General features: G+C 69.5%; 26 protein-coding genes. 11 read left to right on the top strand and 15 right to left on the bottom strand.

The features are described from left to right. The first annotated feature begins 145 nt into the window (after nucleotides 1-145). The gene (locus ACX114_RS24695; protein WP_459288386.1) at nucleotides 146-661 is read left to right on the top strand and encodes a J domain-containing protein; all 516 of its coding nucleotides are present in this window, start codon (nucleotides 146-148) and stop codon (nucleotides 659-661) included. Here ACX114_RS24695 and ACX114_RS24690 read toward each other — a convergent pair. Together ACX114_RS24690 and ACX114_RS24685 are read right to left on the bottom strand one after the other, a co-directional pair. After that, nucleotides 577-1587, bottom strand: coding sequence for a stage II sporulation protein M (locus ACX114_RS24690; RefSeq protein ID WP_459288384.1), 1011 nt, complete (start codon nucleotides 1585-1587; stop codon nucleotides 577-579). The two genes, ACX114_RS24695 and ACX114_RS24690, sit on opposite strands and share 85 nt — an antisense overlap. A 1-nt stretch (nucleotide 1588) precedes the next feature. Beyond that, nucleotides 1589-2359, bottom strand: coding sequence for an RDD family protein (locus tag ACX114_RS24685; RefSeq protein WP_459288382.1), 771 nt, complete (start codon nucleotides 2357-2359; stop codon nucleotides 1589-1591). A 484-nt stretch (nucleotides 2360-2843) separates the two neighbouring features. Here ACX114_RS24685 and fruA point away from each other — a divergent pair, with 484 nt between their 5' ends. Beyond that, nucleotides 2844-3530: a response regulator transcription factor FruA gene (gene fruA, locus ACX114_RS24680; protein ID WP_043321786.1), complete on the top strand. Its 687-nt coding sequence runs from the start codon at nucleotides 2844-2846 to the stop codon at nucleotides 3528-3530. A gap of 61 nt (nucleotides 3531-3591) precedes the next feature. Here fruA and ACX114_RS24675 read toward each other — a convergent pair whose 3' ends face one another. Next, nucleotides 3592-3819: an MbtH family protein gene (locus ACX114_RS24675; RefSeq protein ID WP_014397734.1), complete on the bottom strand. Its 228-nt coding sequence runs from the start codon at nucleotides 3817-3819 to the stop codon at nucleotides 3592-3594. Nucleotides 3820-4009: 190 nt separating this feature from the next. On the opposite strand from ACX114_RS24675, the gene ACX114_RS24670 reads away from it, so the two are divergent. Further along, nucleotides 4010-5017 carry an Lnb N-terminal periplasmic domain-containing protein gene (locus tag ACX114_RS24670; RefSeq protein WP_459288379.1) on the top strand — a complete coding sequence of 336 codons (1008 nt, stop codon included), beginning with the start codon at nucleotides 4010-4012 and terminating at the stop codon, nucleotides 5015-5017. A gap of 9 nt (nucleotides 5018-5026) precedes the next feature. Here the strand turns inward: ACX114_RS24670 and ACX114_RS24665 are convergent, their stop codons facing one another. Continuing rightward, nucleotides 5027-5776 carry a hypothetical protein gene (locus ACX114_RS24665; RefSeq protein WP_459288377.1) on the bottom strand — a complete coding sequence of 250 codons (750 nt, stop codon included), beginning with the start codon at nucleotides 5774-5776 and terminating at the stop codon, nucleotides 5027-5029. 58 nt (nucleotides 5777-5834) lie between these two features. Here ACX114_RS24665 and ACX114_RS24660 point away from each other — a divergent pair, with 58 nt between their 5' ends. Then, nucleotides 5835-6467 (top strand): YdeI/OmpD-associated family protein, encoded by a 633-nt coding sequence (locus ACX114_RS24660; RefSeq protein ID WP_459288375.1) that lies wholly within the window; start codon nucleotides 5835-5837, stop codon nucleotides 6465-6467. A gap of 18 nt (nucleotides 6468-6485) precedes the next feature. Here the strand turns inward: ACX114_RS24660 and ACX114_RS24655 are convergent, their stop codons facing one another. Continuing rightward, nucleotides 6486-7109, bottom strand: a complete 624-nt coding sequence (locus ACX114_RS24655) for a hypothetical protein (protein WP_459288373.1) — start codon at nucleotides 7107-7109, stop codon at nucleotides 6486-6488. A gap of 113 nt (nucleotides 7110-7222) precedes the next feature. Between ACX114_RS24655 and ACX114_RS24650 the strand changes: the two genes are divergently transcribed. Next, a complete protein-coding gene (locus ACX114_RS24650; protein WP_459288371.1) occupies nucleotides 7223-7696 on the top strand; it encodes an NUDIX hydrolase in 474 nt (157 codons plus the stop codon). 117 nt (nucleotides 7697-7813) lie between these two features. Next, complete coding sequence (locus ACX114_RS24645) at nucleotides 7814-8224, top strand: DoxX family protein (protein WP_459288369.1); 411 nt, start codon at nucleotides 7814-7816, stop codon at nucleotides 8222-8224. 27 nt (nucleotides 8225-8251) lie between these two features. On the opposite strand, the gene ACX114_RS24640 is transcribed toward ACX114_RS24645, so the two are convergent. Continuing rightward, nucleotides 8252-10237, bottom strand: coding sequence for a CBM96 family carbohydrate-binding protein (locus ACX114_RS24640; protein ID WP_459288367.1), 1986 nt, complete (start codon nucleotides 10235-10237; stop codon nucleotides 8252-8254). 173 nt (nucleotides 10238-10410) lie between these two features. Next, nucleotides 10411-11304, bottom strand: a complete 894-nt coding sequence (locus ACX114_RS24635) for a cyclic nucleotide-binding domain-containing protein (RefSeq protein ID WP_459288365.1) — start codon at nucleotides 11302-11304, stop codon at nucleotides 10411-10413. A gap of 213 nt (nucleotides 11305-11517) precedes the next feature. Here ACX114_RS24635 and ACX114_RS24630 point away from each other — a divergent pair, with 213 nt between their 5' ends. Continuing rightward, nucleotides 11518-12513, top strand: coding sequence for a hypothetical protein (locus ACX114_RS24630; RefSeq protein ID WP_459288363.1), 996 nt, complete (start codon nucleotides 11518-11520; stop codon nucleotides 12511-12513). 10 nt (nucleotides 12514-12523) lie between these two features. On the opposite strand, the gene ACX114_RS24625 is transcribed toward ACX114_RS24630, so the two are convergent. Further along, complete coding sequence (locus tag ACX114_RS24625; RefSeq protein ID WP_459288361.1) at nucleotides 12524-13609, bottom strand: alanine racemase; 1086 nt, start codon at nucleotides 13607-13609, stop codon at nucleotides 12524-12526. A gap of 101 nt (nucleotides 13610-13710) precedes the next feature. Continuing rightward, entirely contained in the window at nucleotides 13711-14346 is a 636-nt protein-coding gene (locus ACX114_RS24620) for a TetR/AcrR family transcriptional regulator (protein WP_459288359.1), read from the bottom strand. On the opposite strand from ACX114_RS24620, the gene ACX114_RS24615 reads away from it, so the two are divergent. Then, nucleotides 14346-14522, top strand: a complete 177-nt coding sequence (locus tag ACX114_RS24615) for a hypothetical protein (RefSeq protein ID WP_459288358.1) — start codon at nucleotides 14346-14348, stop codon at nucleotides 14520-14522. The genes ACX114_RS24620 and ACX114_RS24615 overlap by 1 nt on opposite strands. On the opposite strand, the gene ACX114_RS24610 is transcribed toward ACX114_RS24615, so the two are convergent. The 3 genes from ACX114_RS24610 to dacB all read right to left on the bottom strand — a co-directional run bounded on the left by ACX114_RS24610 (nucleotide 14512) and on the right by dacB (nucleotide 18741). Next, nucleotides 14512-14946: a hypothetical protein gene (locus ACX114_RS24610; RefSeq protein WP_459288356.1), complete on the bottom strand. Its 435-nt coding sequence runs from the start codon at nucleotides 14944-14946 to the stop codon at nucleotides 14512-14514. The two genes, ACX114_RS24615 and ACX114_RS24610, sit on opposite strands and share 11 nt — an antisense overlap. 89 nt (nucleotides 14947-15035) lie before the next feature. Continuing rightward, nucleotides 15036-17216: a prolyl oligopeptidase family serine peptidase gene (locus ACX114_RS24605; protein WP_459288355.1), complete on the bottom strand. Its 2181-nt coding sequence runs from the start codon at nucleotides 17214-17216 to the stop codon at nucleotides 15036-15038. A 37-nt stretch (nucleotides 17217-17253) separates the two neighbouring features. After that, nucleotides 17254-18741: a D-alanyl-D-alanine carboxypeptidase/D-alanyl-D-alanine endopeptidase gene (gene dacB / locus ACX114_RS24600; protein WP_459288353.1), complete on the bottom strand. Its 1488-nt coding sequence runs from the start codon at nucleotides 18739-18741 to the stop codon at nucleotides 17254-17256. 191 nt (nucleotides 18742-18932) lie between these two features. Between dacB and rdgC the strand changes: the two genes are divergently transcribed. The 3 genes from rdgC to ACX114_RS24585 all read left to right on the top strand — a co-directional run bounded on the left by rdgC (nucleotide 18933) and on the right by ACX114_RS24585 (nucleotide 21233). Beyond that, on the top strand, nucleotides 18933-19583 hold the full coding sequence (gene rdgC, locus ACX114_RS24595) for a recombination-associated protein RdgC (protein WP_459288351.1): 651 nt from the start codon (nucleotides 18933-18935) through the stop codon (nucleotides 19581-19583). Continuing rightward, complete coding sequence (locus ACX114_RS24590; protein WP_459288349.1) at nucleotides 19570-20259, top strand: hypothetical protein; 690 nt, start codon at nucleotides 19570-19572, stop codon at nucleotides 20257-20259. The genes rdgC and ACX114_RS24590 overlap by 14 nt, the downstream gene beginning before the upstream one ends. Nucleotides 20260-20366: 107 nt before the next feature. Beyond that, on the top strand, nucleotides 20367-21233 hold the full coding sequence (locus ACX114_RS24585) for an SGNH/GDSL hydrolase family protein (RefSeq protein WP_459288347.1): 867 nt from the start codon (nucleotides 20367-20369) through the stop codon (nucleotides 21231-21233). Here the strand turns inward: ACX114_RS24585 and ACX114_RS24580 are convergent. The 3 genes from ACX114_RS24580 to ACX114_RS24570 all read right to left on the bottom strand — a co-directional run bounded on the left by ACX114_RS24580 (nucleotide 21227) and on the right by ACX114_RS24570 (nucleotide 22949). Beyond that, nucleotides 21227-21934, bottom strand: coding sequence for a DUF5953 family protein (locus ACX114_RS24580; RefSeq protein WP_459288345.1), 708 nt, complete (start codon nucleotides 21932-21934; stop codon nucleotides 21227-21229). The two genes, ACX114_RS24585 and ACX114_RS24580, sit on opposite strands and share 7 nt — an antisense overlap. Nucleotides 21935-21979: 45 nt before the next feature. Beyond that, nucleotides 21980-22252: a DUF6310 domain-containing protein gene (locus tag ACX114_RS24575; RefSeq protein WP_459288343.1), complete on the bottom strand. Its 273-nt coding sequence runs from the start codon at nucleotides 22250-22252 to the stop codon at nucleotides 21980-21982. A gap of 466 nt (nucleotides 22253-22718) precedes the next feature. Further along, nucleotides 22719-22949, bottom strand: coding sequence for a hypothetical protein (locus ACX114_RS24570; protein WP_459288341.1), 231 nt, complete (start codon nucleotides 22947-22949; stop codon nucleotides 22719-22721). Nucleotides 22950-22953: the final 4 nt, after the last annotated feature.

Raw genomic sequence — 22953 nt, 5'->3', positions numbered from 1 at the left:
GGGCCCGTTCTACCCGAAACCCGGGAAGCCCGGCAGCGCGCCAGGGGGACCCCCCGGGTCGTTCGCGACATTTTCTTGACGGGATCGCCCGCTGTGGGAGTTTGCCGGTGCTACAGGCGTGTTGCGAACGGAGGTCGAAGTCACCATGAGTGCGGCGGTCGCGAGCTGGCAGACACTGGAGAACGTCACGGTGGAGTGCACCCACTGCGGCGTGATGATGACGCTCCAGCCCGGAACCCGGGTGAAGTACTACCGGTGCGGTTCATGCCACCGCTGGGTGTCCAGCACCTACAGCGAGGTCTTCCGCGCGGACGCGAAGATGCGCACGCACCCGGTGAAGGACACCGCGGACGCGGACGCGCGCTTCGTGGAGGTGAAGGACCGGCTGGACAAGTGGCTCTCCGCCGTCCAGGAGCAGTGCCCGTACCAGACGCTGGGCGTGTCGCCGCTGGATTCGCCGGACGTGATTCGCGCGCGCTTCCACGCGCTGGCCCTGGAGCGGCACCCGGACCGGGGCGGCTCCGCGGAGCAGATGCGCGAGGTCAACGACGCCTACGAGCGCATCCTCAAGCACCGTCAGCGCAAGCGGCTGGAGGCCATGGCGTCCGGCACGTCCACGCGCGCCACGCCCACGTCCGTCCTGCCCGCGCGCAACAGGTAGAACCAGAAGAGGACTCCCAGCGACAGGCCCAGCCCCACCTTGGCCCAGGTGGGGAACAGGTGGCCCGGGGAGATGAAGCCCTCCACGAAGCCGATGCCGGCGAGGAAGGGCGCGCAGCCCACCACCAGCTTCACGGCTTCACGTCCGCGCGCCTGGAGCGCCTGCGCTCGCGGCAGCTCGCCGGGGTCGATGAGCGCCTGGCCCACCATCAGCCCCGCGCCGCCCGCGATGACGATGATGGACAGCTCCACGGGCCCGTGCGCGGCGATGAAGTCCAGGAAGCCCGCCGTCATGCCCTCGCGGTAGCAGAGCGCCCCCACGGCTCCAATCAGCACGCCGTTGTTCACGAGCGTGAAGATGGGCCCGATGCCCAGGAGGATGCCGGACGCGAACGCGAACAGCGTGACGGTGAGGTTGTTGGTCGCGATGCCGGACGCCACGGCGTTGGGCGGCGCCACGGACAACAAGTCATCCGTCCACATGCGCCCCTGCGCCACGTAGCGCCGCACGCCCTCCGGCACCAGCAGCTCCGCGCCGCGCGGCTCCAGCGTCACCACCAGCGCGCCCAACAGCAGCCCCATCACCAGCAGGCCCGCGCTCACGCCCACGAAGCGCGCCTCGCGGCGCAGGGTGGCGGGGAACTCGCGCCGGAAGAAGTCGCGCGTGGAGGCCCAGCGCTCGCGCGGCGGCTGGTAGATGGCGCCATACGCCTGCGCGCAAAGCTGGTTGAGGAAGCGGTGCGCGTCCGTGCCTGGATAGAACGTCTGCGCCTGCGCCAGGTCCGCGGCCGCGCGCCGGTACAGCGTGTCCAGCTTTCGCAGCTCCGCCAGGCTCAAGCGGCCCGCGCGCTGACGCGTGAGCAGCGACTGGAGCGCGTCCCAGTCCGGCCGGCGCCGCGTGACGAACGTGGGCAGGGGCGCGGCCATGTCAGTGGACCGCCTTCGCGCGCGTGCGCAGGAAGGCCTCCGTGGCCTCCGGCGACTGGAGCACCCGCGCGCGCTCCTCGTCCGTGAGGGACGCGCCCACGCGGTCCACCAGCCGCGCTCCCAGCCGCCGCCGCACCTCCGGCTCCAGGCCGGGCGCACGCGAAAGGAACGCCAGCACCAGCTCCACGTCCTCCGCGCTCAGGGGGCGCTGCACGCCCGCGTCCACGGCCGGAGCGTCCTCCGGGGGCGCCTGCGTGTATTTGTCCAGGTCGATGGCCTCCTCGCGCACCAGCACGGTGCCGGCGAGCATGTCTCCCAACCGCCGGTGGCGCGGGTCCAGCAGCATGGTGATGCACCCGGTGGCGTAGAGCACCGGCAGGAAGTCCACTGCACGGCAGAGGTTTCTCACCGCGCTTTCGAAGAAGCCCACCGGCGAGCCATCCTCGCGCACCACGCGGATGCGCAGCGCGCGCTTGCCGGGTGTCTGTCCATGGAAGAAGACCTCCGCCAGCGTCCAGTACAGCCATTGCGTGGCGAAGAGGCCCACCGCGAGCAGTGTTTGCGTGAGCCCCGACAGCGCCTGGAACGCGCCCAGCACGTCGGACACCAGCAGGGTGATGACGAAGTAGAGCGCCACCCAGAAGAAGAACAGCAGGCTCGCGTCCACCAGCCACGCGAGACAGCGGTAGCCGATGCCGGCCACGGGCAGGGACAGCGCCACCCGCTCGGGCGTGGCGACGTCGACATGGGGTGCGGGGGCGGAGGGAGTCATGCGCGCGGGACGCACAGCATACGCCTTTGCCATCCAAGGCGCGCCATCCGCGCGCATGCGGCGCGCTCACCCGGGCATGGGACGAAACACCCATGAAAACATCCGAATGTGGACGCGGAACGTATGTCCCGGGGGCGACAGCGATCACGACCTGACGGACGAGGCCCTGGATTTCCATGCGTTCCGTGCGCAATTGACAGTCCTGCGCGGGTCCGTTCGCAAGAGGCCTTGGATGATGTTAGGGTCTCGGTTGGCTGGATTTGCTTGAAACGAAAAAGGAGGTTCGGCCCGAACGGGCCAGTTCGGCAGTCGCAGACGCAGTCCGCAGGGCAGCAGTGACAGGACCCCCGGATGGAGTTGAAGCGCGGTTCTCGCACGCTCAGCACAGGCGGAAGTTCCGCCGCGGTTCCACCGACTCCGGGGCAGGTTGAAGTCGACAGGTAGCATTGAAAGCAATTCGCCACGACGGCTGGGGGGCCATCGCATGGCAGCGAATCAATCGGCAGTTCGTATTTCGATTCTCGAAGGACCGTGGGCGGCCTGGCAGGGCTTGTCCGACGGGCTTCGGGGTGAGGGTCATTCCACTTCGGTGACGCGCGACGTGCGCGGCTTCCTGGACGGGCTCGGCACGGATCCACCGCAGGTGGCCATTCTCGACGTGGAGAGCGACGGCGAAGCCGCCATCGGATGCTCCGTGACGGAGGGGCTCAACCTCTTGCGTGAAGCCCGCAAGCGCCGGCTGGAGGTGCGCATGCTGCTTCTGTCCGCGGTGAGCACGCCGGAGGTCATCTCCCAATGCTTCGACGAAGGGGCGTCTGGATACCTCTTCCGCGCGGGATTGGGCGTGAACGCGGTGTCCTCCGCGGTGCAGTCGCTGGTGCGGGGCGAGCGCCTCTTCCCGGTGCAACTGCTGCGCAACGACTTCGAGCATCCGCCGGTGACGTCACCCACGGCGAGCGTCCTGTTGCTGCTCACGCAGCGCGAGCGCGAGGTGCTTCAGTACGTGGCGGGCGGGGCGGACAACCTGAAGATCGCCGCGCATCTTCAAATCGCCGAGCGCACCGTGAAGTCACACGTCACGCAGCTCTACCGCAAGCTGGGAGCGGAGAACCGGACCCAGCTTGCCCTGCGCGCCTGCCACCTGGGCGTCAGGCCTCCGCCGGACCTCTAACGGGGCCGGCCCACCCTCCCCGTTGAAGCGGGGAGGGCGCGGTGGGAAGCGCACGCGGTCTTCAGTTCTTGTTGCGGGCCGCGTCTTCTTCCATCTTCTTGCGGAGGCTCAGGGGGCGCATGTCCGTCCAGACCTCCTTGATGTACTCCAGGCACTCGGCCTTCAGGCCCTGCTTGCCGGCGTCCTTCCAGCCCAGCGCGTTCTCACGGTCCGCGGGCCAGATGGAGTACTGCTCTTCGTGGTTGACGACGACCTTGTAAACCGTCGTGTCTTCGCGCTCGTCGCTCATCGGGGTGTGACTCCTGGAAGCTGGGGACCCCCCTTTCGTCGCACACCCGGGGAAAAGCGGTCAAGGTAGGCGGTTGCGACAAATCCGGACCCTTCCTGGGAGGGCGGATCCGCGCCCGGCCGCCCGCCGGGGCTGCACCCGGAATCCGCGTCCGTGACACGAGCGGCGTGGGGCGCGGATACTCGGCCGCATGCGCATCTGGAAGAACGCCGTGTCGGGGCTCGTGCTCCTCGTGGGGGGCGTCTGGGCCTCGCTGGCCCTGGCCCTGACGGGGAGTGGGCCGGAGGGGCCGCACGTGGCCCGCGGCCTCGTCGCGGGGGCCCTGTTGGCCCTGGCGGTGGCGGCCTGGCGGTGGCGTTCGCGGCGCTGGGGCGTGGCGGTGATGCTGCTGGGCTGCCTGTCCGTGTACGGGTGGGTGCGGACGGTCCAGCCCTCCAACGCGCGGGACTGGGCGCCGGACCTGGCGCGGGCGCCGTGGGCGGAGGTGGCCGGGACGAAGGTCACGCTGCACGACGTGCGCGACTTCCGCTACCGCAGCACCACGGACTGGGACCCCGCCTGGTACACGGCCACCTACGACACGGACGCGCTCACGGAGGCGTCGTTCATCGTGGAGCCGTTCTCCGGCTTCTACGGCGCCGCGCACACGATGGTGAGCTTCGGCTTCCAGGACGGCCGCCACGTGGTGTTCTCCGTGGAGGTGCGGCGCGAGCAGGGCGAGACGTTCTCCGCGCTGGGCGGCCTGTTCCGCCGCTTTGAAATCACCTACGTCGTGGGCGACGAGCGGGACCTGGTGCAGCTGCGCTCCAACTTCCGCCATGACGACGTGTATGTGTATCCGGTGAACGCGTCCAAGGAGCGCATCACCGCGTTCTTCATGGACATGGTGCAGCGGATGAACGGGCTGCACGCGCGGCCGGAGTTCTACGACACGCTCACCAGCAACTGCACCACCAACCTGGTGCACCACTTCGAGAAGGTGGCCACGAAGAACGTGCCGTATGACCACCGCACGCTGATGCCGGCGTTCTCGGACGCGCTCGCGTACGAGCTGGGCATCATCGACACGGACGTGCCGCTGGAGCAGGTCCGCCAGCGCTACCACATCAACGCGCGGGCGCTGGCCGCGCAGGGGCGGGACGACTTCTCCGCCCGCATCCGCGCGCCGCTGGGGACCGCCGCCGCGCCCGCGCCCTGACGCCGGGCCTCAGGTGCCCGTCGCGGCCCGGGGCTCCCTGGGCGCAAGGCCGCTCTTGAGGTGCTTGTCGTAGTGGGCCTCCAGCGCGGTGAAGTAGCCGCGCTCCTCCCACAGCTCCTGGAGGAGCCGGTCGGTGAGCGACTTCACCTCCGCGCTCTCGCCCTTCGGGTCGGGCACGCGGGCGCCGCCGCGCTTCGGATCCATGAAGGCGCGGGTGGCCTCGGCCATCAGCACGCGGCTGCTCCGGAAGAGGCGGCGCAGGGCCTGGTTGATGGGGCGGGAGTCCATCTCCGCGCAGGCGGCGACGATGGCGGCCTGCACCTTCTGGGGCGCGTCCCCCTGGAGCGAGGCCGCGTCCAGGTCGCCTCGCTCCAGCGCATGGTGCAGCAGGTAGCCGTGGTGGAGGCACACGCTCGTCAGGTCCACGCAGTCCTTCACCCAGAGGACGAAGAAGACCTTGCGGAACACCTTGCGCACGGGGAAGAGCGCCACGGCCTTGAGGTAGGACACCAGCCGTCCACCCAGGCTGCGCGCGTCATACGAGCCGGCGAGCACCGCCACGGCCTTGTCCGGCGCCTTCAGACCCCTCTCCTTGAGCTGGTCGCGCACGGACTGCTCCCGCACCTGGCGCAGGGCGTAGTCGTCCAGGAAGGGCACGGGGATGAGCGGGGTGAGCCCGGCCGCCACGGCGTGGAAGGCCACGCGGGCGAGCGAGGGCGGCACGGCGTTCGGCGGACGGGCGTTCGTGGTTTCAGCCATGGCGTGTTTCATAACCGCTTCCGCGCGGGCTGCCTTCCGCCGGTAGAGTGGGAGTGTCATGAACCCGGCGCGAGGCGCGGGGCAGGGAAAGGTGTCGCACCGCATGAAGGCGAAGGCGAAGCAGGAGCTCCCCGTCGTGCCCTTCGCGTCGGAGAAGGCGTGGGAGAAGTGGCTGGAGAAGCATCACGCCGACTCGCCGGGCGTCTGGGTGAAGCTCGCCAAGTTCGAGTCCGGCATCCCGTCCGTGACCTACGCGCAGGCGCTGGAGGTGGCGCTCTGCTACGGCTGGATCGACGGGCAGAAGGACTCGTTCGATTCGGAGTACTGGCTCCAGCGCTTCACGCCGCGCAAGCCGCGCAGCAAGTGGTCGAAGATCAACTGCGGCAAGGTGGAGGCCCTGGTCGCCTCCGGGCGCATGAAGCCCGCGGGCCTGCGCGAGGTGGAGTCCGCGCGCGCGGATGGCCGCTGGGAGGCGGCGTACGCGGGGGCGAAGACCATCGAGGTGCCGGAGGACCTGAAGCTCGCGCTGGAGAAGAACCCGAAGGCGAAGGCGTTCTTCGCCACGCTCAAGAGCGCCAACCGCTACGCCATCCTCTTCCGGCTCCACGACGCGAAGAAGCCGGAGACACGGGCGCGGCGGCTGGAGAAGTTCGTCGCGATGCTGGAGGCCGGGGAGCTGCTCCACGGCTGAACATGCCGCGACGAATGGCTACGGCAGGATGCGCTGCAGGAGCGCGCTGCCCGTGATGAGGTGGGCGCGCGTCTCGCCGCTCATCAGCGACGCCGCCATGCTCACGCCCAGCGGCTGCTGCCGGAAGAACGCGGTCTCGCGCATCGCGAACTCCCAGATGTTGGAGGGCGTCGCGGGCCGGTTGAGCAGCTCGCGGTTCGCCTCGTAGAAGTCGCCCACCTGGCCCGCGGCTGCCTCGCGCCCGGCGGCCTGACCCGAGCGTGCCTGCTCCTGCATCTGTTGGAGCAGGCGGGGCGCCATGGGCGAGGTGGCCATGCCCTCCACGGCCAGGGCCGCCGCGCTGGGGGCGGCACCCGCCGCGTATCCCACCGCGCCCATCGCCTGCATCGCGCCGGACAGCAGCGGACGGATGGCCGCGCCCACCGAACCCGGGGGCGACTGCCGCACCACCTCCAGCGCCCGCTCACGCTGCCCCATTGGCGCCGGACCGCCCGCGCCCGTCAGGTTCACCGGAGCCGGAGCCCTGGGGCCATCGAAGCCATCCTGCTGGAGCGCCACCTGCTGGGGCGTCCGTGCCGGCGCGGCGGGAGCCGTGGGGGCGGCCGGAGCCGCCGGACGGGCCTCCGTCACCGGGTTGGACACGGGGAGCGAGACACTCCGGTTGCCGACTGGACCTACGTTTCCCATGGCTTCCACGCTAACACGGGTTCCCCCGGTCACGCCGTGCGGAGGCCGTGGCCGGGTACCATCGCGGCATGAGCACTCCGTTCGATCCCTTCATGCGCGTGGCCTATCGAGGCGCGTATCACCTCGCGCTCGCGTGGTGGTTCGTGCGCCGTCCGCACACGGAGGGCACGCTCGTGGGGGTGTGGCGGGGGCGTGAGGTGCTGTTGTTGCAGAACTCATACAAGCACGCCTTCTCCCTGCCGGGAGGCGGCCGGCATCGCGGCGAGTCCCCGGAAGAGACAGGCGCGCGGGAGTTGCGCGAAGAGGTGGGCCTGCACGTGCCGGCATCGAGCCTGCGCGTCGTATGCGATCTGCGTCACACGGACGAGTTCAAGCGGGACCTGTGTCACTTCGTCGAGCTGGAACTCGACACCGAGCCCCGGCTGGTGCTCGACCAGCGCGAGGTGGTGTGGGCCCGGTGGATCGAAGTGGAGACCGCGCTGCGCTTGCCGCTCATGCCCGTGGTGCGCGCCTACCTGGAGGACGCCGCGCGACGGAGGTGAGCCATGTGCTCACTCGCTCGTTCCCTTGGCGTGAAGGCGGGCTCACCCCTGTCTTGCACCCTCCACTCCGGCACCTCACCTTTCAACGATTGGAATTGAACTGGAGCGGAGGTGGCCATGCTTCAAGAAGCCAGGACCACGCCTTTGCAGAACGTGGGACGCGGAGTGTTGGGCTCGTTCATGGTCGGCGCCGGCACGGGCCATCTCTCCTTCGCGCGAGCGCCCTTCCAGGCACAGGTGCCGGACTGGGTTCCCATGGACAAGGACCTCGTCGTCCTGCTCTCCGGCGTGGTTGAAATCGGCCTCGGGTTGTCGCTGCTCTTCGACAAGCGCCACCGGATTCCCCTGGGGCTGGGATTGGCCGCATTCTTCGCGGCGGTCTTCCCCGGCAACCTGCACCAGTACGACAAACGCATCTCCGCGTTCGGCCTGGACACGGACCGCAAGCGCCTGGTCCGGCTCTTCTTCCAGCCCGTGCTGATGGCCTGGGCCCTGTGGTCCACCGGCGCCCGGAAGGCGTTGCGGTAGACCCCAGGGCTTCATCCGGGACGAGGTCTACGGCGCGAGCTTCAGCAGCAGCAGGTCGCCGTTGCCCTGGGACGTATGGACCGTTCCCTCCACGGTGCCCTCCCGGAAGAGCTGGTTGGCGATCAGCGTCTCGCCCGCGCTGTTGACCGCCATGACGGGGCCGAGCTTCGGGTCCATGCCTCGCGACCACAGGTGCGCTCCGTCCGCCGCGTAGCGCGACACGAAGTTCGTCACGTAGCGCGGATGACCGATGGGGCCTCCGCCCAGGTCCACCTGGGATGAGAGGTCGCCCCGCAGCGTCAGCCGGCCCTGGCCATCCACCGCCAGCTGCCAGGCCCGGTCCCCGGTCGCGGGGTCACCCAATTGCCGGCCCCATTGATCCGCGCCGTACGCGGACAGCGCGCCCAGGATGATGTCCGTGCGGCTGCCATACGGCTCATCCAGGCTGGCGCTGTAGTTCTGTCCCGCGAAGGTGAAGCCGCCGGTGAAGGTGGCGGTGAACGCCACCGCGTCACCCGGCCGCGCGACGACGCCGCGCATGGTGCCCTGGGCGCCATTGAGGGCCCGGGACCACTGGAGCGAGCCGGTGGGGGAGTACTTCGCCACGAAGGGCGTCCGGGGGCTCTGCACACCGAGCGGCGTGTTGGTGGCGTGAGGGCTCGCGACGCCCGCGAGCAGGATCGCGCCGGTGCTGTCCGTGGCGAGCGCCTGTCCCGCGGAGCCTGTGCTCCCAGCCCCATGGACGCGAGACCACAGGTGCTGCCCCTCCCACGAGAAGCGCGCGACGAAGAGCGCATCCCTGCCAACGACGCTCGCGCCGGAGTCCAGCACGCCGCCGCCCAGGTCCAGCCGTCCCTGGAATGAACCCGTGACGATGAGGCTCCCGGACGCATCCGTGGCGATGGCGAGCGCCTGGGCCGGGACCTGGGGACTTCCGGCGAGGAAGCCCTTGGCCCAGACCGGCGTCCCATTGGGCGAGTACTTCGCGATGAAGATGCCCGGCATGTTGCCTTGGGTCTGAGGAAGGGGCCCCGTTCCCAGGTCCGGGTTGCCCGTGTAGGAGCCCGCGATGAGGACGTTGCCGAGCGGCGTCACCGTCAGCCCCTTCACGGAGATGTCCGGCACGCCGGTGGTGAAGGGCACGTAGCTGCGCGACCACTGATGCGAACCATCCGGGCCGTACTTCGCGAGCACCAGATACGCGGCGGGGGCATTCACCGGTCCGCCGCCGAAGTCCCCGGAGGTATAGAAGCGCCCCGAGACGACCCAGCCGCCATCCGGCGCGGCGGCCACCGCCGAGGGGCTCTCCTCACCCGGTCCGCCGTATTTCCAGACGCCTTGCAGCGCGCCGCCGCTGCCCTGGCGGGAGCAGTAGGTGATGGCGCGCGTGAGGTCCAGGAGGGGACCGACGTTCTGGGATTCGCTGGAGTCGAAGTCCACGCCGTTGCCACCGGTGGGGAGCAGCGCGAAGGCGTACTCACCCGAGCTCCGCACCGCCGCGCTCACGTCGTACTCCGCCCAGGTGTTGCTCTCCACGGAGCCCAGGTCTCCGAGCGGGTCACCCAGCGGCGCCGGCCGCGTGTTCCAGGTGAGCGTGTCCTCGCTCCATCCGGTGCTGGTGCGGTAGACGGCGGGGCCATCCGTGCTGCCATCCACGATGCCCAGGCGCAGCCGCGCCCCGACGATGGGGAAGGACGCGTCGTCGTTCGTCACGGAGAACTTCACGTAGGACGCCAGCTGTGGCGACCCATCCACCAGCAGCAACGGGTCCTCGCCGAAGTTCGTGGTCGGCCGGGCGGCGTCCACGTACGCGTCACCCTCCCGCGCGCTCCCGAACGCCTCGTAGATCGTCTCGGAGACACAGCCTGCCTGCAGCGGTGTTTCCTTCGCCGCGGGCTCCGGTCCTGTCTGCTCCTGCTCTTGCTCCACTGCTTCGCCGCAATGCGTGCACAGCACCAACGCGGACAGCCACCCCAGACTTCTCAAGCCCCAACGCACAGCCCTGCCTTGCATGACGCCTCCCGGTTGCTCCGGGACGGCGCCAGTGCATTCTCAATACCAGTCGTGCGGTGTTGGACAGACAACTGCGTTCACCGCGCTGTTGCATGTCTGGGATGAGAGGGTTCCCTCGGAGTGAAAACAGACGCTCGCGGAGGGAAGAATGACGGATGGCGCGGGACGGCGGACTACTTCGCCTCGCCCATGACTTCCATCGTGTGCTTGAGCCGCTCCAGGCCCAGGCGCACCAGGGCGCCGCGCAGGTCGGGCTGGCCCAGGAAGGCCTTCTTGAACACGTCGCGCTCCAGCTTGAGCAGCGTGCAGGGCGTCACGGTGCGCACGGTGGCGGTGGCCAGCCGGCTGCGCAGCAGGGAGATCTCCCCGAACAGGGCGCCTTCCTCCAGCTTGGGGTAGGCGGACTGACGGCCGTCGCTGTGCGTGTGGAAGACCTCGCACTGGCCCCGGATGAGGACGTAGAGCGCGTCACCCGGCTGGCCGCGGGTGAGCAGCGTCTCTCCGGCGGGGACGGTGCAGGGGACGAAGGAGTCTCCCAGCTCGTGCTGCACCTCCGGGGGCAGGGCGGCGATGAGCGGGTTGCTGCGCAGCGCGTCCGCGAGCAGGCGCTCCCGGGCGGTGACCTGCATCTGCTCGCCCTTCACGCCGTAGTCCTTGCCCAGCTCCCGGACGCCGGCCTGGGTGAGCTCCAGCAGCACGGCGTCCTCCACCGTCACGATGGTGGCGGTACGCTGCGTGCCGGTGAGCAGCGCCAGCTCCCCGAAGAACTCGCCGGCCCCCAGGCGGCCGACCTCCGTGTTGCCGCCGGTCTCACCGCCGCGCAGCACCGCGACGCGCCCCTCCAGCACCACGAACATCGAGTGTCCCGGGTCGCCCTCGCGCACCACCACCTGGCCCGCGGGCAGGTAGCGTGTGCAGACGGGCTGCTGCGGCTCGGCGGCACCTTCCGTCTCCGCCGGGGCGCCGGCCGCCGTCGAGGGCGCGGACGTCTGACCGGCGGCCGGGGCCGGAGCCGGAGCGGACGGGTGGGCGGACAGCAGGGCCTGCAGGCGCGCGAACAGGGACATGGTGCGCAAATGCTACCGGCCCGCCCGGGCGGAAACTGTGAAGCGCTTCACAGGCGGCGCGGAGGCGGCCTGAAAGACAACCAGGCGGCCAGGAGGCTTCATTGAGCAGGGATTGACGGGCATTCGCGACGTCTGTGTTTCTCCCACCTGACGCGGCGGGACGGACGCCGGGGATGGCGTGGGCGGACCGGGACGCCCTACAGTCCCGGGCCCATGGGAGACACGCTGGACGTCGTGGTGGACCTGGGGGATGTGGGAGAGACGGCCGCGGATGCCGTGCTGCTGAAGTACGCGCAGGGCTTCCATGGGGCGGACGGCGCGGTGGCGCGCCGGCTGGAGGGGGCGGGCGTGGGCATGGACACCTTCGACCTGCTCCCCGGGGACCACCGCTTCATCGAGTCGCGCCGGAGCCTGGGGGCTCCGCTGGTGCTCTTCCTGGGCACGGTGCGGCTGCGGCAGTTCGGCTACCACGAGATCCGCCAGTTCTCCGTGCGCGCGCTCCAGTTGCTGGAGCCCCGGCACGAGGTGCGTCACCTGGCGTGCACGGTGCACGGCCCCAACTACGGGCTGGACGAGGACGAGGCCGTGCTGGCCCTGGTGGGCGGCTTCGTGGACGCGTTCCAGCGGGGCAGTGGCCCCCGCGACCTGGAGCGCATCACGGTGGTGGAGCTGAACCCCAAGCGCGTGGAGCGGCTGCGCAAGGCGTTGGCGCTGGGGCTGGGGCTCACGCCGGGCGTGGAGCCGCTGATGGGGGCCACGGGCTTCCGCGTCCGGCGGACGTCCCGCTTCGTGCAGGCGCCGCCCATGGCGTCCGCGGGCGCGAACTCCCACGAGAAGCCCCATGCCTTCGTGGCCATGCCCTTCGCGCCGGAGCTGGAGGACACCTACCACTACGGCATCCTGAACCCCGTGAAGGCGGCGGGGCTCCTGTGCGAGCGGGTGGACCAGGCCGTCTTCGACGGTCCCATCATCCAGCGCATCCGGGACCGCATCGACACGGCGAAGGTCGTCATCGCGGACCTGTCGCTGGCGAATCCCAATGTCTATCTGGAGGTGGGCTATGCCTGGGGACGCGGCAAGCCCACCCTGATGCTGGTGCGAGACGTGAAGGAACTGCGCTTCGACGTGTCCAGCTACCGGTGCCTCGTCTACCGGAACATCCGGCACCTGGAGGAGCTGCTGACGCAGGAGCTGAGGCGCATCGGCTGAGAGACAGGGTTCACCAGCCGCGCGCCGCGACCTCCCACGTGCCCACGTGCGTGTCGCCCCGCACGACGTGCAGCCGGGGATGCTGCGGGACGGAAACACAGACATGGTTGGGCACCACGCGCACCCGCTCGCCAATGCGCGGGCGCCACGTCGTGCCGGACACGTCCAGGAGGCCGTGCTCCTCCGACAGGTTCTTCACCACGACCTCCGGCCGGTCCAGCAGGACGCCATAGCCCGGCGCCAGCCCTTCCTCCTTCACCAGCGCCTTGGCTCCCGCGTCGATGACCACCTGGCCCGGCACGGCGGTGCTCACCACGGTGGCCAGCACGGAGTACGCGCACTCCGTCCAATCACAGGCACCGATGACGGCGGCGTTGCGGTCATTGAGCGCGTTGAGGCCGGGGCGGATCTCAGTGAGGCCCTTCACGGTATGGGATTGCCAGAGCGTCGGCGTGGAGCCGCCGCTGACCACTTCCGGCGGCAGGCCCGCGCTCTTCAACGCGTCCACGAACGCGGCGACCGCATCGGACTGGGCCTGCATCACGGCGGGCAGGTCCGCCTGGGGGACGCGGATGTGGCCCGCGTAGAAGGTCAGTCCGCGAAAGGCCACTCCAGACGTCGACGCCGCCGCGCGAGCCAGGGCCACGGCGTCATCCGGAGTGCGCAGTCCCACGCGGCGCATGCCCAGGTCCACCTCCACGAGCACGCCCACGGTGCGCCCCACGTCCCGCGCCGCGCGCGCCAGCCCCTCCAGCACCTCATGGGAGTCGAGCGCCACGGTGAGCCGCACGCGAGAGGGCAGGGCCATCAGCCGCGCCAGCTTGCGCGTGCCCACCGGCGGATACGCGAGCAGCACGTCGTCGGACACGGAGGCCATGACCTCGGCTTCCAGGACGGTGGCCACCGTGACGCCAGAGGCTCCCGCCGCGACCTGCATCGCGCCCAGCTCCGCCGTCTTGTGCGTCTTCGTATGGGGGCGCCAGCGCAGGCCGTGCTCGCGGGCATAGGTCGCGACGCGCTGGAGGTTCCGCTCCACGCGGTCCAGGTCCACCAGGGGCGCGGGCGTTTCGAGCGAGTCGAGGAAGGTCGAGGACATGCGGCGCATGCTGGCACCGCGCTCCTCGCCACGTCACACGAATCCCGCCGGACGTGCGGCAGGCAACGCCCTCGGTCCAGGGCCGCGCGACACGGTGAGGACTAGCGGCGTTTCTTGACGGGTGGGGGCGCCGCCGAGGGAGCCCCATAGCGCAGCCCGTCCACGAGCAGGGCCGCCATGCGGCGTGCCGGGTCCGCGCCTCCACCATGAGCGTCGGGTGCGCAGAGTCTGGCGATCGCGAACAGGAGCTCCGTCGCATCCACGTCCGGGCGGATCTCCCCAGCGCGGGTCGCGGCATCCAGCAGCGCTTGCAGCTCGGGCCGGACCCGCTCGAGAAAGTAGTCTGGCAGGGACTTGAACGCAGGGTCGCCAGAGTGGAGCGCCGCCGCGAGTCCTCGCTTGGTGCCGAGGAGGTCGACGTAGCGCTGCGTCCAACGCACGAGCGCCTCCCCGGGCGCATGTTCAGCCGCGATGACCCGTGCCGCATCCGCGCAGGCATCCACCTCGTTCCGGACGACCGCGACGATCAGGTCCGAGCGCTGCGGAAAATGCCGATAGAGCGTGCCGACGCCAACTCCGGCCTTGTCCGCGATCTCCCGCGCGGGCGCATCCACGCCCGAAGTCGCGAAGACCGCCATGGCCGCTTCAAGCAGCGCATCCAGGTTGCGCCGCGCGTCCGCGCGCACCGGCCGCTCCACATCGCCGCGCGACGGCGGCTCCTTCTTGGGGGCTTTCAATGTGCCATCCATTCAAGACAGGCCGTCCGCTCCACATCCTGAACAACTGCGCTGGACTCCAGGCGCCCAGGGAACGGGTTCGGGACGCGCGCGGCTACGAGGCCCGGTTCGCGACCAACCACCTGGGCCACTTCCAACGGCTCTGGGCGCTGAGCGAGCAACTGCTCAAGGCGTAGGGCCCGCCGCCGGCTCGAAGCTCACCGTGGGGCGCTGCCAGCTCCAGCCTCCGCCCTTCAATGCTTCCGTCGCCTGCGCATCCAGCACGCGCAGCGCCGCGAGCACGTCCGCGGGCGGGCGGGGCGCACCCGGCGCGCTCTCCACCTCGAAGCGCGGGGGAATGGCCTCGGCGTCCCGGCCGCCCATCACCACGCGGATGCGGCAGTTCTGCGGCGACAGCTCCGTCTCCCCGGACCAGGACACGTCCTGGACGAAGAGGTCCACCGCGCCCAGCACCTTCTGCCCCTTCAGCCGCGTCACCACCGCGTCCAGCGAACCCTTCGCGCGGGCGTTCCGCTTCTTTCCAAGACGGGTGAGCGTCCACCAGGCCAGGCCGCCCGCGACGATGGGCGAAAGGATGAAGTAGGGGATGAGCGGGCTCATGGGGCGGCAGGCTGCCACGAAACCCAGAAGAAGAAACGCCCGTCTCCAGGCCAGGGTGGCCTGGGAGACGGGCGCGGGGAGAAGCAGGACTACTGCGGCGCGGGCGCGACGACCTTCTTCGTCGCGTTGGGCTTGTACGTCATGCCCAGCTCGTTGAAGACGAAGGAGTAGACGTCCACCTCCTCCTCGATGCGCGCGGACAGCGGCGTGCCCATGCCGTGGCCCGTCTCCGCGTTGGCGCGCAGCAGGATGGGCTTGGGGGACGCCGTGGCCGCCTGCATCCGGGCCACCATCTTGCGCGAGTGGAACGGATCCACGCGCGGGTCATTGGCGCCGGAGGTGAAGAGCACGGACGGGTACTTCGTCCCGTCCTTCACGCGGTGCACCGGCGAATAGCCATACAGCGCCTTGAACTGCTCCGGGTCCTTCACCGAGCCGTACTCCGTCACGTTGAACTGGCCGTTGGGCGTCAGCTCCGTGCGCAGCATGTCGTAGATGCCCACGCGCGCCACCACCGCGCCGTACTGCTCCGGGTGCTGCGTCAGGGCCGCGCCCATCAGCAGGCCGCCGTTGCTGCCACCCTGGATGGCCAGCTTCTTGGGCTGCGTGTACTTCTGGTCCGTGAGCAGCTTCGCGCACGCGTAGAAGTCGTCGAACACGTTCTGCTTGTTCGTGAGCGAGCCGCCCTTGTGCCACTCCTCGCCGAACTCCGAGCCGCCGCGCAGGTTCGCCACCGCGAACACGCCGCCCTGCTCCAGCCACATGCCCGTCAGCGGGCTGTAGCCCGGGTTGATGGACACGTTGAAGCCGCCGTAGCCGGTGAGCCACGTGGGGTTGTTCCCGTTCAGCTTCGTGCCCTTCTTCTTCAGGATGGTGAGCGGCACCTTGGTGCCGTCCTTGGACGTGGCCTCCGTGCGCACCACCTCCACGTCGCTCATGTCGATGGGCGCCGTGCGCGCCAGCGCCGTCTTCGCGAGCTTGTTGTCCGCCGCCGAGTAGCGGAACCACGCGGCCGGCTGGGTGAAGCTCCCGTTGACGATCAGCAGGTCGTCCGCGCCCTGGCGGACCAGGCCGCCCACCGCCGACACCGGCAGCGTGGGCACCAGCCCCAGCTCCTTGCCCGTCAGGTCCACCATGCGCAGCTGCGAGGGGCCGCCCAGCTGCTCCAGCAGGTACAGGCGGCTCTTCGTGGGTACCACGGCCTGCACCGTCGCCTTGCCCTCGGGGACGACCACGGTCGCCTTGTCCAGCGTGGGCGTGGCCAGCGGCAGGCGCAGCACCTTGCCGCGCGACGCGTCCTTGCGGCTGAGCAGGTACGCCGCGCCGTCACTGCCGAAGCGCGCCGACACCACCTTGTCCGCGTACTTCGCCACCTGCGTCCAGGTGCCCTTGGAGCCGTGCAGGTACAGGTCGAACTCGCCGCCGTCGCCGTTGGCCACGCGCGCGAAGGTGTACTGGCCGTCGTCGCTGGACTCCAGGTCCGTCATCGCGATGCGCGGGAAGTCCTTGCCCAGCGCGTACGTGTCCTTCTCCGTGGGCGTGCCCAGCGTGTGGAAGTACACCTGCTGGTACACCTCTCGGTCCACGGGCGGGCGCTCCTCGCCGCGCGGGTAGCGCGTGTAGAAGAAGCCCGTGCCCTGCGCGTTCCACGCGAGGCTGCCGCCCGCCGTGCCGCCGTTGACGCGCGGGACCAGCTCGTTGGGCATCGCCTTCGCGGATGCCACGTCCCAGACGCTGACGTCACCGCTCTCCGTGCCGCCCTTGGACATGGAGACGGCGACCTTCTTGCCGTCGTGCGACAGCTGGAACCAGTCGATGGTCGTCTTGCCGGACGTGTCCACGACCGTGGGGTCCACCAGCACGCGCTCCTTCGACGTGTCGTCCAGCGAGCCCACCACGATGAGCGTGGGCTGCTGCTTGGGCGGCTGGAACTTCAGCCCCAGGAGCGTGCCGCCCCGTTCGTCCAGGCCGCCGTAGGAGGGCGACTTCCAGGACAAGAGCTCCGAGATGCGCTGGCGCAGGGGCTCGCGGCCCGGGAGCTTGTCCAGGTACGCGCGCGTGAACGCGTTCTGCGAGTCGGTCCACTGCTGCACCTTCGGATCCGTCGCGGACTCCATCCACTGGTACGGGTCCGCCACGGTGGTGCCGTGGTAGGTCGTCTCCACGGGCTTCTTCTCCGCGGCGGCGGGCTTCGCGGGAGCCTTCCCCGCGGCTCCGGACACGAGCGGCAACAGCAGCGCGGCGGTCGTGACTGCGATTCTGGACTTCATGTTTCACCTCGCATGCGGGTGTTCCCCTGCGGGACGCTCATCGCAGGGGCAGCTCCACCAGGGCGGTGGAGAAGGTGTCGAAGGTCTCGTTGGCGTTGGGCTTCGTGCCCTCGTCCATGTTGCCGAGCATCAGCGCGAAGACGACGCGCGGGTGCTCCGTGTCATTGGGCCGCTCCGCCACGCCCACGAAGCACTTCTGGCCCGTGAGCGTGCCCGTCTTCGCGCGGATGCGGCCCGCGGTGGACGGCTTCGTCTTGCGGCCCGCCAGCGTCCCGTCCACGCCCAGCACCGGCAGGCTGTCCACCAGCGCGGCGCCATACGGCTCCTGGAGGCTGGTGAGCAGCACGCGCGCCATGCCCCGGGGGGACGCCAGGTTGTAGCGGGACAGGCCGCTGCCATCCACCGGACGCAGGTCCTTGGTGGGCACGCCCCGGCGCGCCAGCTCCGCCACCAGGGCCGTGCGCAGCGCGGCATAGCCCTCCTGGCCGGTGCGCTCGCGAGCGAAGCGCATGCCCAGCCGCTCCGCGTACAGGTTGAGGCTCTCCTTGTTCGTCACGCGCACCAGCTCCGACAGGGGCGGGCTGGTCAGCTCCACCAGCGGTGACGGCATGGGGGGCATGGGCGGGGTGGGGGCCTCCAGGGACAGCGGCAGCCGGGTGATGCCATGCCGCGCCAGCGCGTCGTCCACGCACGCGGCGAAGAGCGCCTCCGGCGCGTCCACGGACAGCTTCACGGCGGCGGCCTGGGGGCAGGGGCCGCCCGTGGGCGAGCGCCACGTGCAGCGCACGCCGCCGCCGCCCCGCACGCAGGCCAGGTTCGCGCGCTCGGCGTTGACGTCCACGTTCACCACCGCGGACAGCGTGGCGAAGGTGGGGGTCCACTGGACGGAGGGCGCGTCCGCGCAGGTGGCGCCGGGGGCGCGCGCCAGCGCCAGGTCCACCACGTTCTCGCGGAAGACGAAGGGCGTGGGCGCCGCGCTGTAGGCATAGGCCGCGTCATCCCAGGCCCAGCCCGGGCCCATGCCGCCGTCCAGGCCGTCCGTGCCGGAGATGCGCACGTTGCCGCGCCACTGGTGGATGCCGCGCGCCTGGAAGGCCTCCGCGATGCGGTCGCACGCGAGCGCCGTCTCCGGGAAGCGCCACGAGCCCAGCGACGGGTCCCCGGACGCCTGCGCCACCACGTCGCCCAGGAACAGGCCTCCCGCCTGCGAGCCCTCCAGGAACACCGGCGTCGTGAAGCGGAAGTCCGCCCCCAGCGCGGACAGCGCGGCGGACGTGGACACCACCTTCATGGTGGACGCGGGCAAGAGCCGCACGTTCTCGCGGTGGGTGAAGAGGGGCTCTCCGGTGCGCGCGTCCACCACGTACGCGCCCGCGAGCGCGCCGTCCGCCTCCAGCGTCTCCAGCAGGGCGTGAGTCACCCCGGGCAGGGTGTCGCGCGGGGCGCCGTCCGGCGTGGCGGCCGTGTGGGTGCAGGCGGACAGGAAGAGGGCAACGACGCTGGCGGGGAGGAGAGCGCGGCGCATGGCGGCGGCCACCGTATGTCGCGTGCCAGGGAGTGTCATGGATTCCCGCCAGCGGGGTGGGGCGGAAGAAGTGCACGGTTGGACGGCGCCCGGGCAAACGGCTTTCGGCGCGGGCTATTCCCGGCGCTTCACGTCCAGCCACACCGAGTGCCTTGACGCGGCGTCACAGGACCCCCATCCTGCCGCGCCCCATGCCTGTCCTACGTGGTGCCGTGACCTTTTCGCGCTTCCGGACCGAGCCGGCCAAGGATGCGCCGTCCGACGTGAAGCGCTGGATGACCAAGGGACTCAAGTCCCATGCGTTCGAGCCCATCGACCGCCGCTCTGAAGAAGAGCGCGCCGCGGGCTTTGTCGAGCTGGAGAACCCGGAGTCCTCCGAGTTCGCCACCGGCAACCTCTTCTATGGCGAGTACGCCCTGTTCGCCTTCCGCATCGACACGCTGAAGGTGCCCGCGTCGATGATGAAGTCGGAGCTGGACAAGTGGTCCGCCGCCTTCGGCAAGGAGAACGGTCGGCCGCCCGCGCGCGCGGAGAAGAACAAGCAGCGCGCGGAGCTCAAGCAGCTCCTGCGTCAGCGCGCGGTGCCGCGCACCAGCGTGCTGGACGTGACGTGGAACCTGAAGACGCACACGGTGCAGGTCTGGGCCGCGTCGCGCAAGACGGTGGATGAAATCTGCGTGGCGCTGGAAGGCGCCCTCGCGGTGAAGGTGATTGGCATCACGCCCGCGTCCATGGCGCAGCGCGCGGGCATCGACGAGAAGGCCCTGGGCCCCACGGCGGAGCTCATTGGCATGGACCTGCCGGCGACGGCTTCGGTGGAGGACGCCCATGGCGAGGCGTGAGCAGGCGAGGGAAGAGGCGGCGTTCGCCCGGGGCGACGTGGGCGTGGACGGTGTCGCCACGGAGGAGGAGAAGGACGAAGCCGAAGTCGAAAAAGGCAAGGCGCGCGAACAACTGCTGCGCGGCCGGGCCTACCTGGGTCGCGAGTTCATGACCTGGCTGCTGTGGCGCTCGGAGTCGGGCGACCCGCTGGTGGAGCACGACGGCGCGGGCGTGGTGGTGCTCTACCTGGGCAAGGTGGTGCTGCGCGGCGTGGCCGGCGACGTCACGGAGATGAGCGCCAAGGGAACGCTGGCGCCGTATTCGGAGAACGTGCGCCACTCGCTGGACCGGGGCCTGCTGGTGTCCCAGGCGCGGCTGCGCATCTCGCACGGCGAGCGCGAATACGAAGTCACGCTGGATTCCGAGTTCCTGGACATCCGCGCCGCCAAGCTGCCCGCGCTCATGACGGAGGAAGAGGATGATCAGCTCTCCGAGCGTCTGGAGCTGACCGAGCAGCTCTCCGCCATCGTGGACGCGCTGGTGCAGGACTTCCTGGCCGTGCGCGCCGGCCGCGCCTGGAGCAAGCAGGTGGTGCCCGCGCTGAAGGCGTGGATGAAGGGCGAGGAGAAGGGGAGCGACCTGCTCTCCAAGGCCGCCCGCGCCCGGGGCCGTGACGCCCGCGCCGCCCGGGGCTGAAACATCCGGATTAAAACACGGAAGAGTTGAAAGACGTGGGAAAGCTCCGAGACTGGTGACACACTGCGTAGCGTCGTGTGTCTCCATCCCCCTCGGAGTCTCCCACCATGAAGTCAGCCTCTTTGTTGTTCTCGGCCGTCGTGGCCGTGCTTCTCCCGTTGCACGCGGGTGCGCAGACGAGCGTCATCGCCTTTGGCGACAGCCTGAGTGACAACGGCAAGTACAGCACCGCCACCAGCGGGCCGAACACGAACCCCTCCAGCCAGATTTCAGGACCGTGGGTGGAGCAGCTCGCGGAGCAGCTCGGCCTGACGCTCGTGGCCTCCGACGAGGGCGGGACGAACTACGCCCAGGGCGGCTCGGTGACGGCGGACATGACGAACCAGGTGAACGCCTATCTGAGGGCGAACCCGGTGGCGTCCCCCACGGCGCTCTACGTCCTGTGGGGCGGTGGCAACGACATCAACCACAAGGCGCAGGAGAACCCGTTCGACTCCGCGGCCATCAAGGCCTCGGCCACCAAGGCCGCGTCCAACATCGACGGGCAGATCCGCAAGCTGGTGGCCGCGGGCGCGAAGTACGTCCTCTGGGTGAACATGCCGCCGCTGCACAAGACGCCCGTGGCGCTGGCCATTCCCTTCGGCCTGGGGAGCACCGTGCTTTCGCCGCCCACGAATGAGTTCAACACGCGCTGGACGGCGGCGCTGACGAAGCTGCGTCAGGACTTCCCGACGGTGAAGTTCATCGGGATGAATGCCTTCTCCAAGTTCAACGCCATCATCGCGTCGCCGTCCTCGTATGGTCTGACGAACGTGACTGGCACTTGCAAGGGCAAGAACGTGGACCCGGACACGTACCTGTTCTGGGATTCGCTCCACCCGACCAGCTACGCCCACAGCATCTTCGCGGACTACGGCTACGACCTGGTCACGGCCGCGTACGGCACCAGCGCCACGCTGAGCGCGGCCTACTGACGACCGCGCCCACCGATCTCCGGGAAGCGCTCATAGGTCCGCTTGAGCGCTTCCAAGTGCAGGGGGTTTTCATAATCGAGAGGTGTATCCGTGAGCTGCACGATCCAGCCGCCTGACGGAGTGCGACGCGCCCGCGTGAGCAGTTCGGCATCGCGAGCAGGATCCGGGAACCCGATGACCTCCGCGGCGGCAGCGGACCAGTAGTTCATCCATCCTAGGAAAGAGGGAGTCTCCGGCCTCGGACTCTTCTCGGGAAGGTTGAGCATGGGAAGCCCGCGGGGCGAGAGTTCGGCGGCGTCAGGCGAGCGGCGGAACTGCTGCGCGACTTCCGAGCCGTAACCATATGGCGACGCATGGCCCCAGAACGAACGTGCCCCTTCCGCCACGGCCTCAAGCAGAGCCGGCGCTGCCGCGAGCACGGGTTCGTCCAGTGGCGGCTTGGCATGAGCTTCAAACTGGTCCTGACCGCCAGGACTGAAGAGCCCGGACCGGTCCCTTCCATTGACCGTCACGGGATAACTCTCGTCCCCGTTGCAAATGAGAGGGAATCCTCCGTCCTCAATACTCGCTACGAGCCATGCGTCGCGCTGTGGCAACGCAATGGGGCGCCCGCCTTCGCCAATTTCCCACTCCAGTCGTAAGCCGGGCAGCGCTTTTTCCATCCCCTTGACGATGGCGACTGGGCGACTGTCGTTAGGCATGAGCGCAGGCGCGTAGACAATGAGCGTGAGTCTATTTTTGTGTAGTCATCGTTGACACCCTGTGACGACGATAGTGAGGGAGGGGTCCACCACCTCAAGCGCCGCTTTGTGCGCCTCGGTGCTCACTCCAACGATGAAGTCATATCCACAGGCCTCCGCGACTCTTCGCTCTTTGCCTATTTGAATCAGTTCCTTCTCGATTTCCCTATCCCGGATGAAATCGTTGTACGAGTCAAATCGGTGGGTCTTGATCTCCCACAGTTTGCGGACACCCACTTGCAACGCATCGAAGCGTCTACCGCCAACGAGCACGTCCATCCCGGGATAACGCTTCCCTTCCGCATCTCGGGACGTGACCTTCGTCCCCCGTGAGGCCCCTGCTTCCTCGGGGTAGAGGTGGCGGAGCTCATACGCATTCCCAATGTCACGGCGGCAGCGGAGGCGACCGTGCATCTTCCCGTGGTGTCGTGGAACTCGACCCGGTCATGGTCGAGCGCCGGATGGCACCGCTCCACCAGCACGGGCCAGGGCTGGGACGCCTCTCGGACAACGCACCGTCCGTCATCCCTCCAGGGCAGTGCCGCCGCTCGTTGGAGGTTGGCTTCCCTCGTGCCGCGAGCCGCTGACGTCCTGGGGCGCGGCTCCGTCGTGGCGCAGGCCGAGAAGACGAACAGAAGCACCAGGGCGCCGCAGGTTCGAAGACGCATGGCCATCTCTTCGCGACAATTGAAAAGCCTCCGAGCCAGGGGGCTCGGAGGCTGATGAGGCGCTTTCCTTCAGGTGCCTACTGCGGGTTGGTGCAGCGCCAGACCCCGCAGGAACCCTCACGCGAGCCACAGTCATACTGGCTCGAGCACGGCTTGCAGCTGGCCGAACAGATCATCTGGATGGCGGACGTCTGATTCTCGGTCGTCTCCGCCTTCGAGCCGGGAACCATGGCCAGGGCCGTGCCCGCCATGATGCCGATGATCAGCGCGAATCCAGGAATCGTCTGCTTCAGTCGCGATGCCTTCATGCTT

The organism is Corallococcus sp. M7 (assembly GCF_054512695.1).
Note: the sequence above shows the minus strand (reverse complement) of the source record. Positions and strands in the feature narration are given on the sequence as shown.

Bases quoted from the DNA above. Each gene is read 5' to 3' on its own strand.
- ACX114_RS24695 (WP_459288386.1), top strand. From the start codon at position 146: ATGAGTGCGGCGGTCGCGAGCTGGCAGACACTGGAGAACGTCACGGTG.
- ACX114_RS24690 (WP_459288384.1), bottom strand. From the start codon at position 1,587: ATGGCCGCGCCCCTGCCCACGTTCGTCACGCGGCGCCGGCCGGACTGG.
- ACX114_RS24685 (WP_459288382.1), bottom strand. From the start codon at position 2,359: ATGACTCCCTCCGCCCCCGCACCCCATGTCGACGTCGCCACGCCCGAG.
- fruA (WP_043321786.1), top strand. From the start codon at position 2,844: ATGGCAGCGAATCAATCGGCAGTTCGTATTTCGATTCTCGAAGGACCG.
- ACX114_RS24675 (WP_014397734.1), bottom strand. From the start codon at position 3,819: ATGAGCGACGAGCGCGAAGACACGACGGTTTACAAGGTCGTCGTCAAC.
- ACX114_RS24670 (WP_459288379.1), top strand. From the start codon at position 4,010: ATGCGCATCTGGAAGAACGCCGTGTCGGGGCTCGTGCTCCTCGTGGGG.
- ACX114_RS24665 (WP_459288377.1), bottom strand. From the start codon at position 5,776: ATGGCTGAAACCACGAACGCCCGTCCGCCGAACGCCGTGCCGCCCTCG.
- ACX114_RS24660 (WP_459288375.1), top strand. From the start codon at position 5,835: ATGAACCCGGCGCGAGGCGCGGGGCAGGGAAAGGTGTCGCACCGCATG.
- ACX114_RS24650 (WP_459288371.1), top strand. From the start codon at position 7,223: ATGAGCACTCCGTTCGATCCCTTCATGCGCGTGGCCTATCGAGGCGCG.
- ACX114_RS24645 (WP_459288369.1), top strand. From the start codon at position 7,814: ATGCTTCAAGAAGCCAGGACCACGCCTTTGCAGAACGTGGGACGCGGA.
- ACX114_RS24640 (WP_459288367.1), bottom strand. From the start codon at position 10,237: ATGCAAGGCAGGGCTGTGCGTTGGGGCTTGAGAAGTCTGGGGTGGCTG.
- ACX114_RS24635 (WP_459288365.1), bottom strand. From the start codon at position 11,304: ATGTCCCTGTTCGCGCGCCTGCAGGCCCTGCTGTCCGCCCACCCGTCC.
- ACX114_RS24630 (WP_459288363.1), top strand. From the start codon at position 11,518: ATGGGAGACACGCTGGACGTCGTGGTGGACCTGGGGGATGTGGGAGAG.
- ACX114_RS24625 (WP_459288361.1), bottom strand. From the start codon at position 13,609: ATGTCCTCGACCTTCCTCGACTCGCTCGAAACGCCCGCGCCCCTGGTG.
- ACX114_RS24615 (WP_459288358.1), top strand. From the start codon at position 14,346: ATGTGCCATCCATTCAAGACAGGCCGTCCGCTCCACATCCTGAACAAC.
- ACX114_RS24610 (WP_459288356.1), bottom strand. From the start codon at position 14,946: ATGAGCCCGCTCATCCCCTACTTCATCCTTTCGCCCATCGTCGCGGGC.
- ACX114_RS24605 (WP_459288355.1), bottom strand. From the start codon at position 17,216: ATGAAGTCCAGAATCGCAGTCACGACCGCCGCGCTGCTGTTGCCGCTC.
- dacB (WP_459288353.1), bottom strand. From the start codon at position 18,741: ATGCGCCGCGCTCTCCTCCCCGCCAGCGTCGTTGCCCTCTTCCTGTCC.
- rdgC (WP_459288351.1), top strand. From the start codon at position 18,933: ATGCCTGTCCTACGTGGTGCCGTGACCTTTTCGCGCTTCCGGACCGAG.
- ACX114_RS24590 (WP_459288349.1), top strand. From the start codon at position 19,570: ATGGCGAGGCGTGAGCAGGCGAGGGAAGAGGCGGCGTTCGCCCGGGGC.
- ACX114_RS24585 (WP_459288347.1), top strand. From the start codon at position 20,367: ATGAAGTCAGCCTCTTTGTTGTTCTCGGCCGTCGTGGCCGTGCTTCTC.
- ACX114_RS24580 (WP_459288345.1), bottom strand. From the start codon at position 21,934: ATGCCTAACGACAGTCGCCCAGTCGCCATCGTCAAGGGGATGGAAAAA.
- ACX114_RS24575 (WP_459288343.1), bottom strand. From the start codon at position 22,252: ATGGACGTGCTCGTTGGCGGTAGACGCTTCGATGCGTTGCAAGTGGGT.
- ACX114_RS24570 (WP_459288341.1), bottom strand. From the start codon at position 22,949: ATGAAGGCATCGCGACTGAAGCAGACGATTCCTGGATTCGCGCTGATC.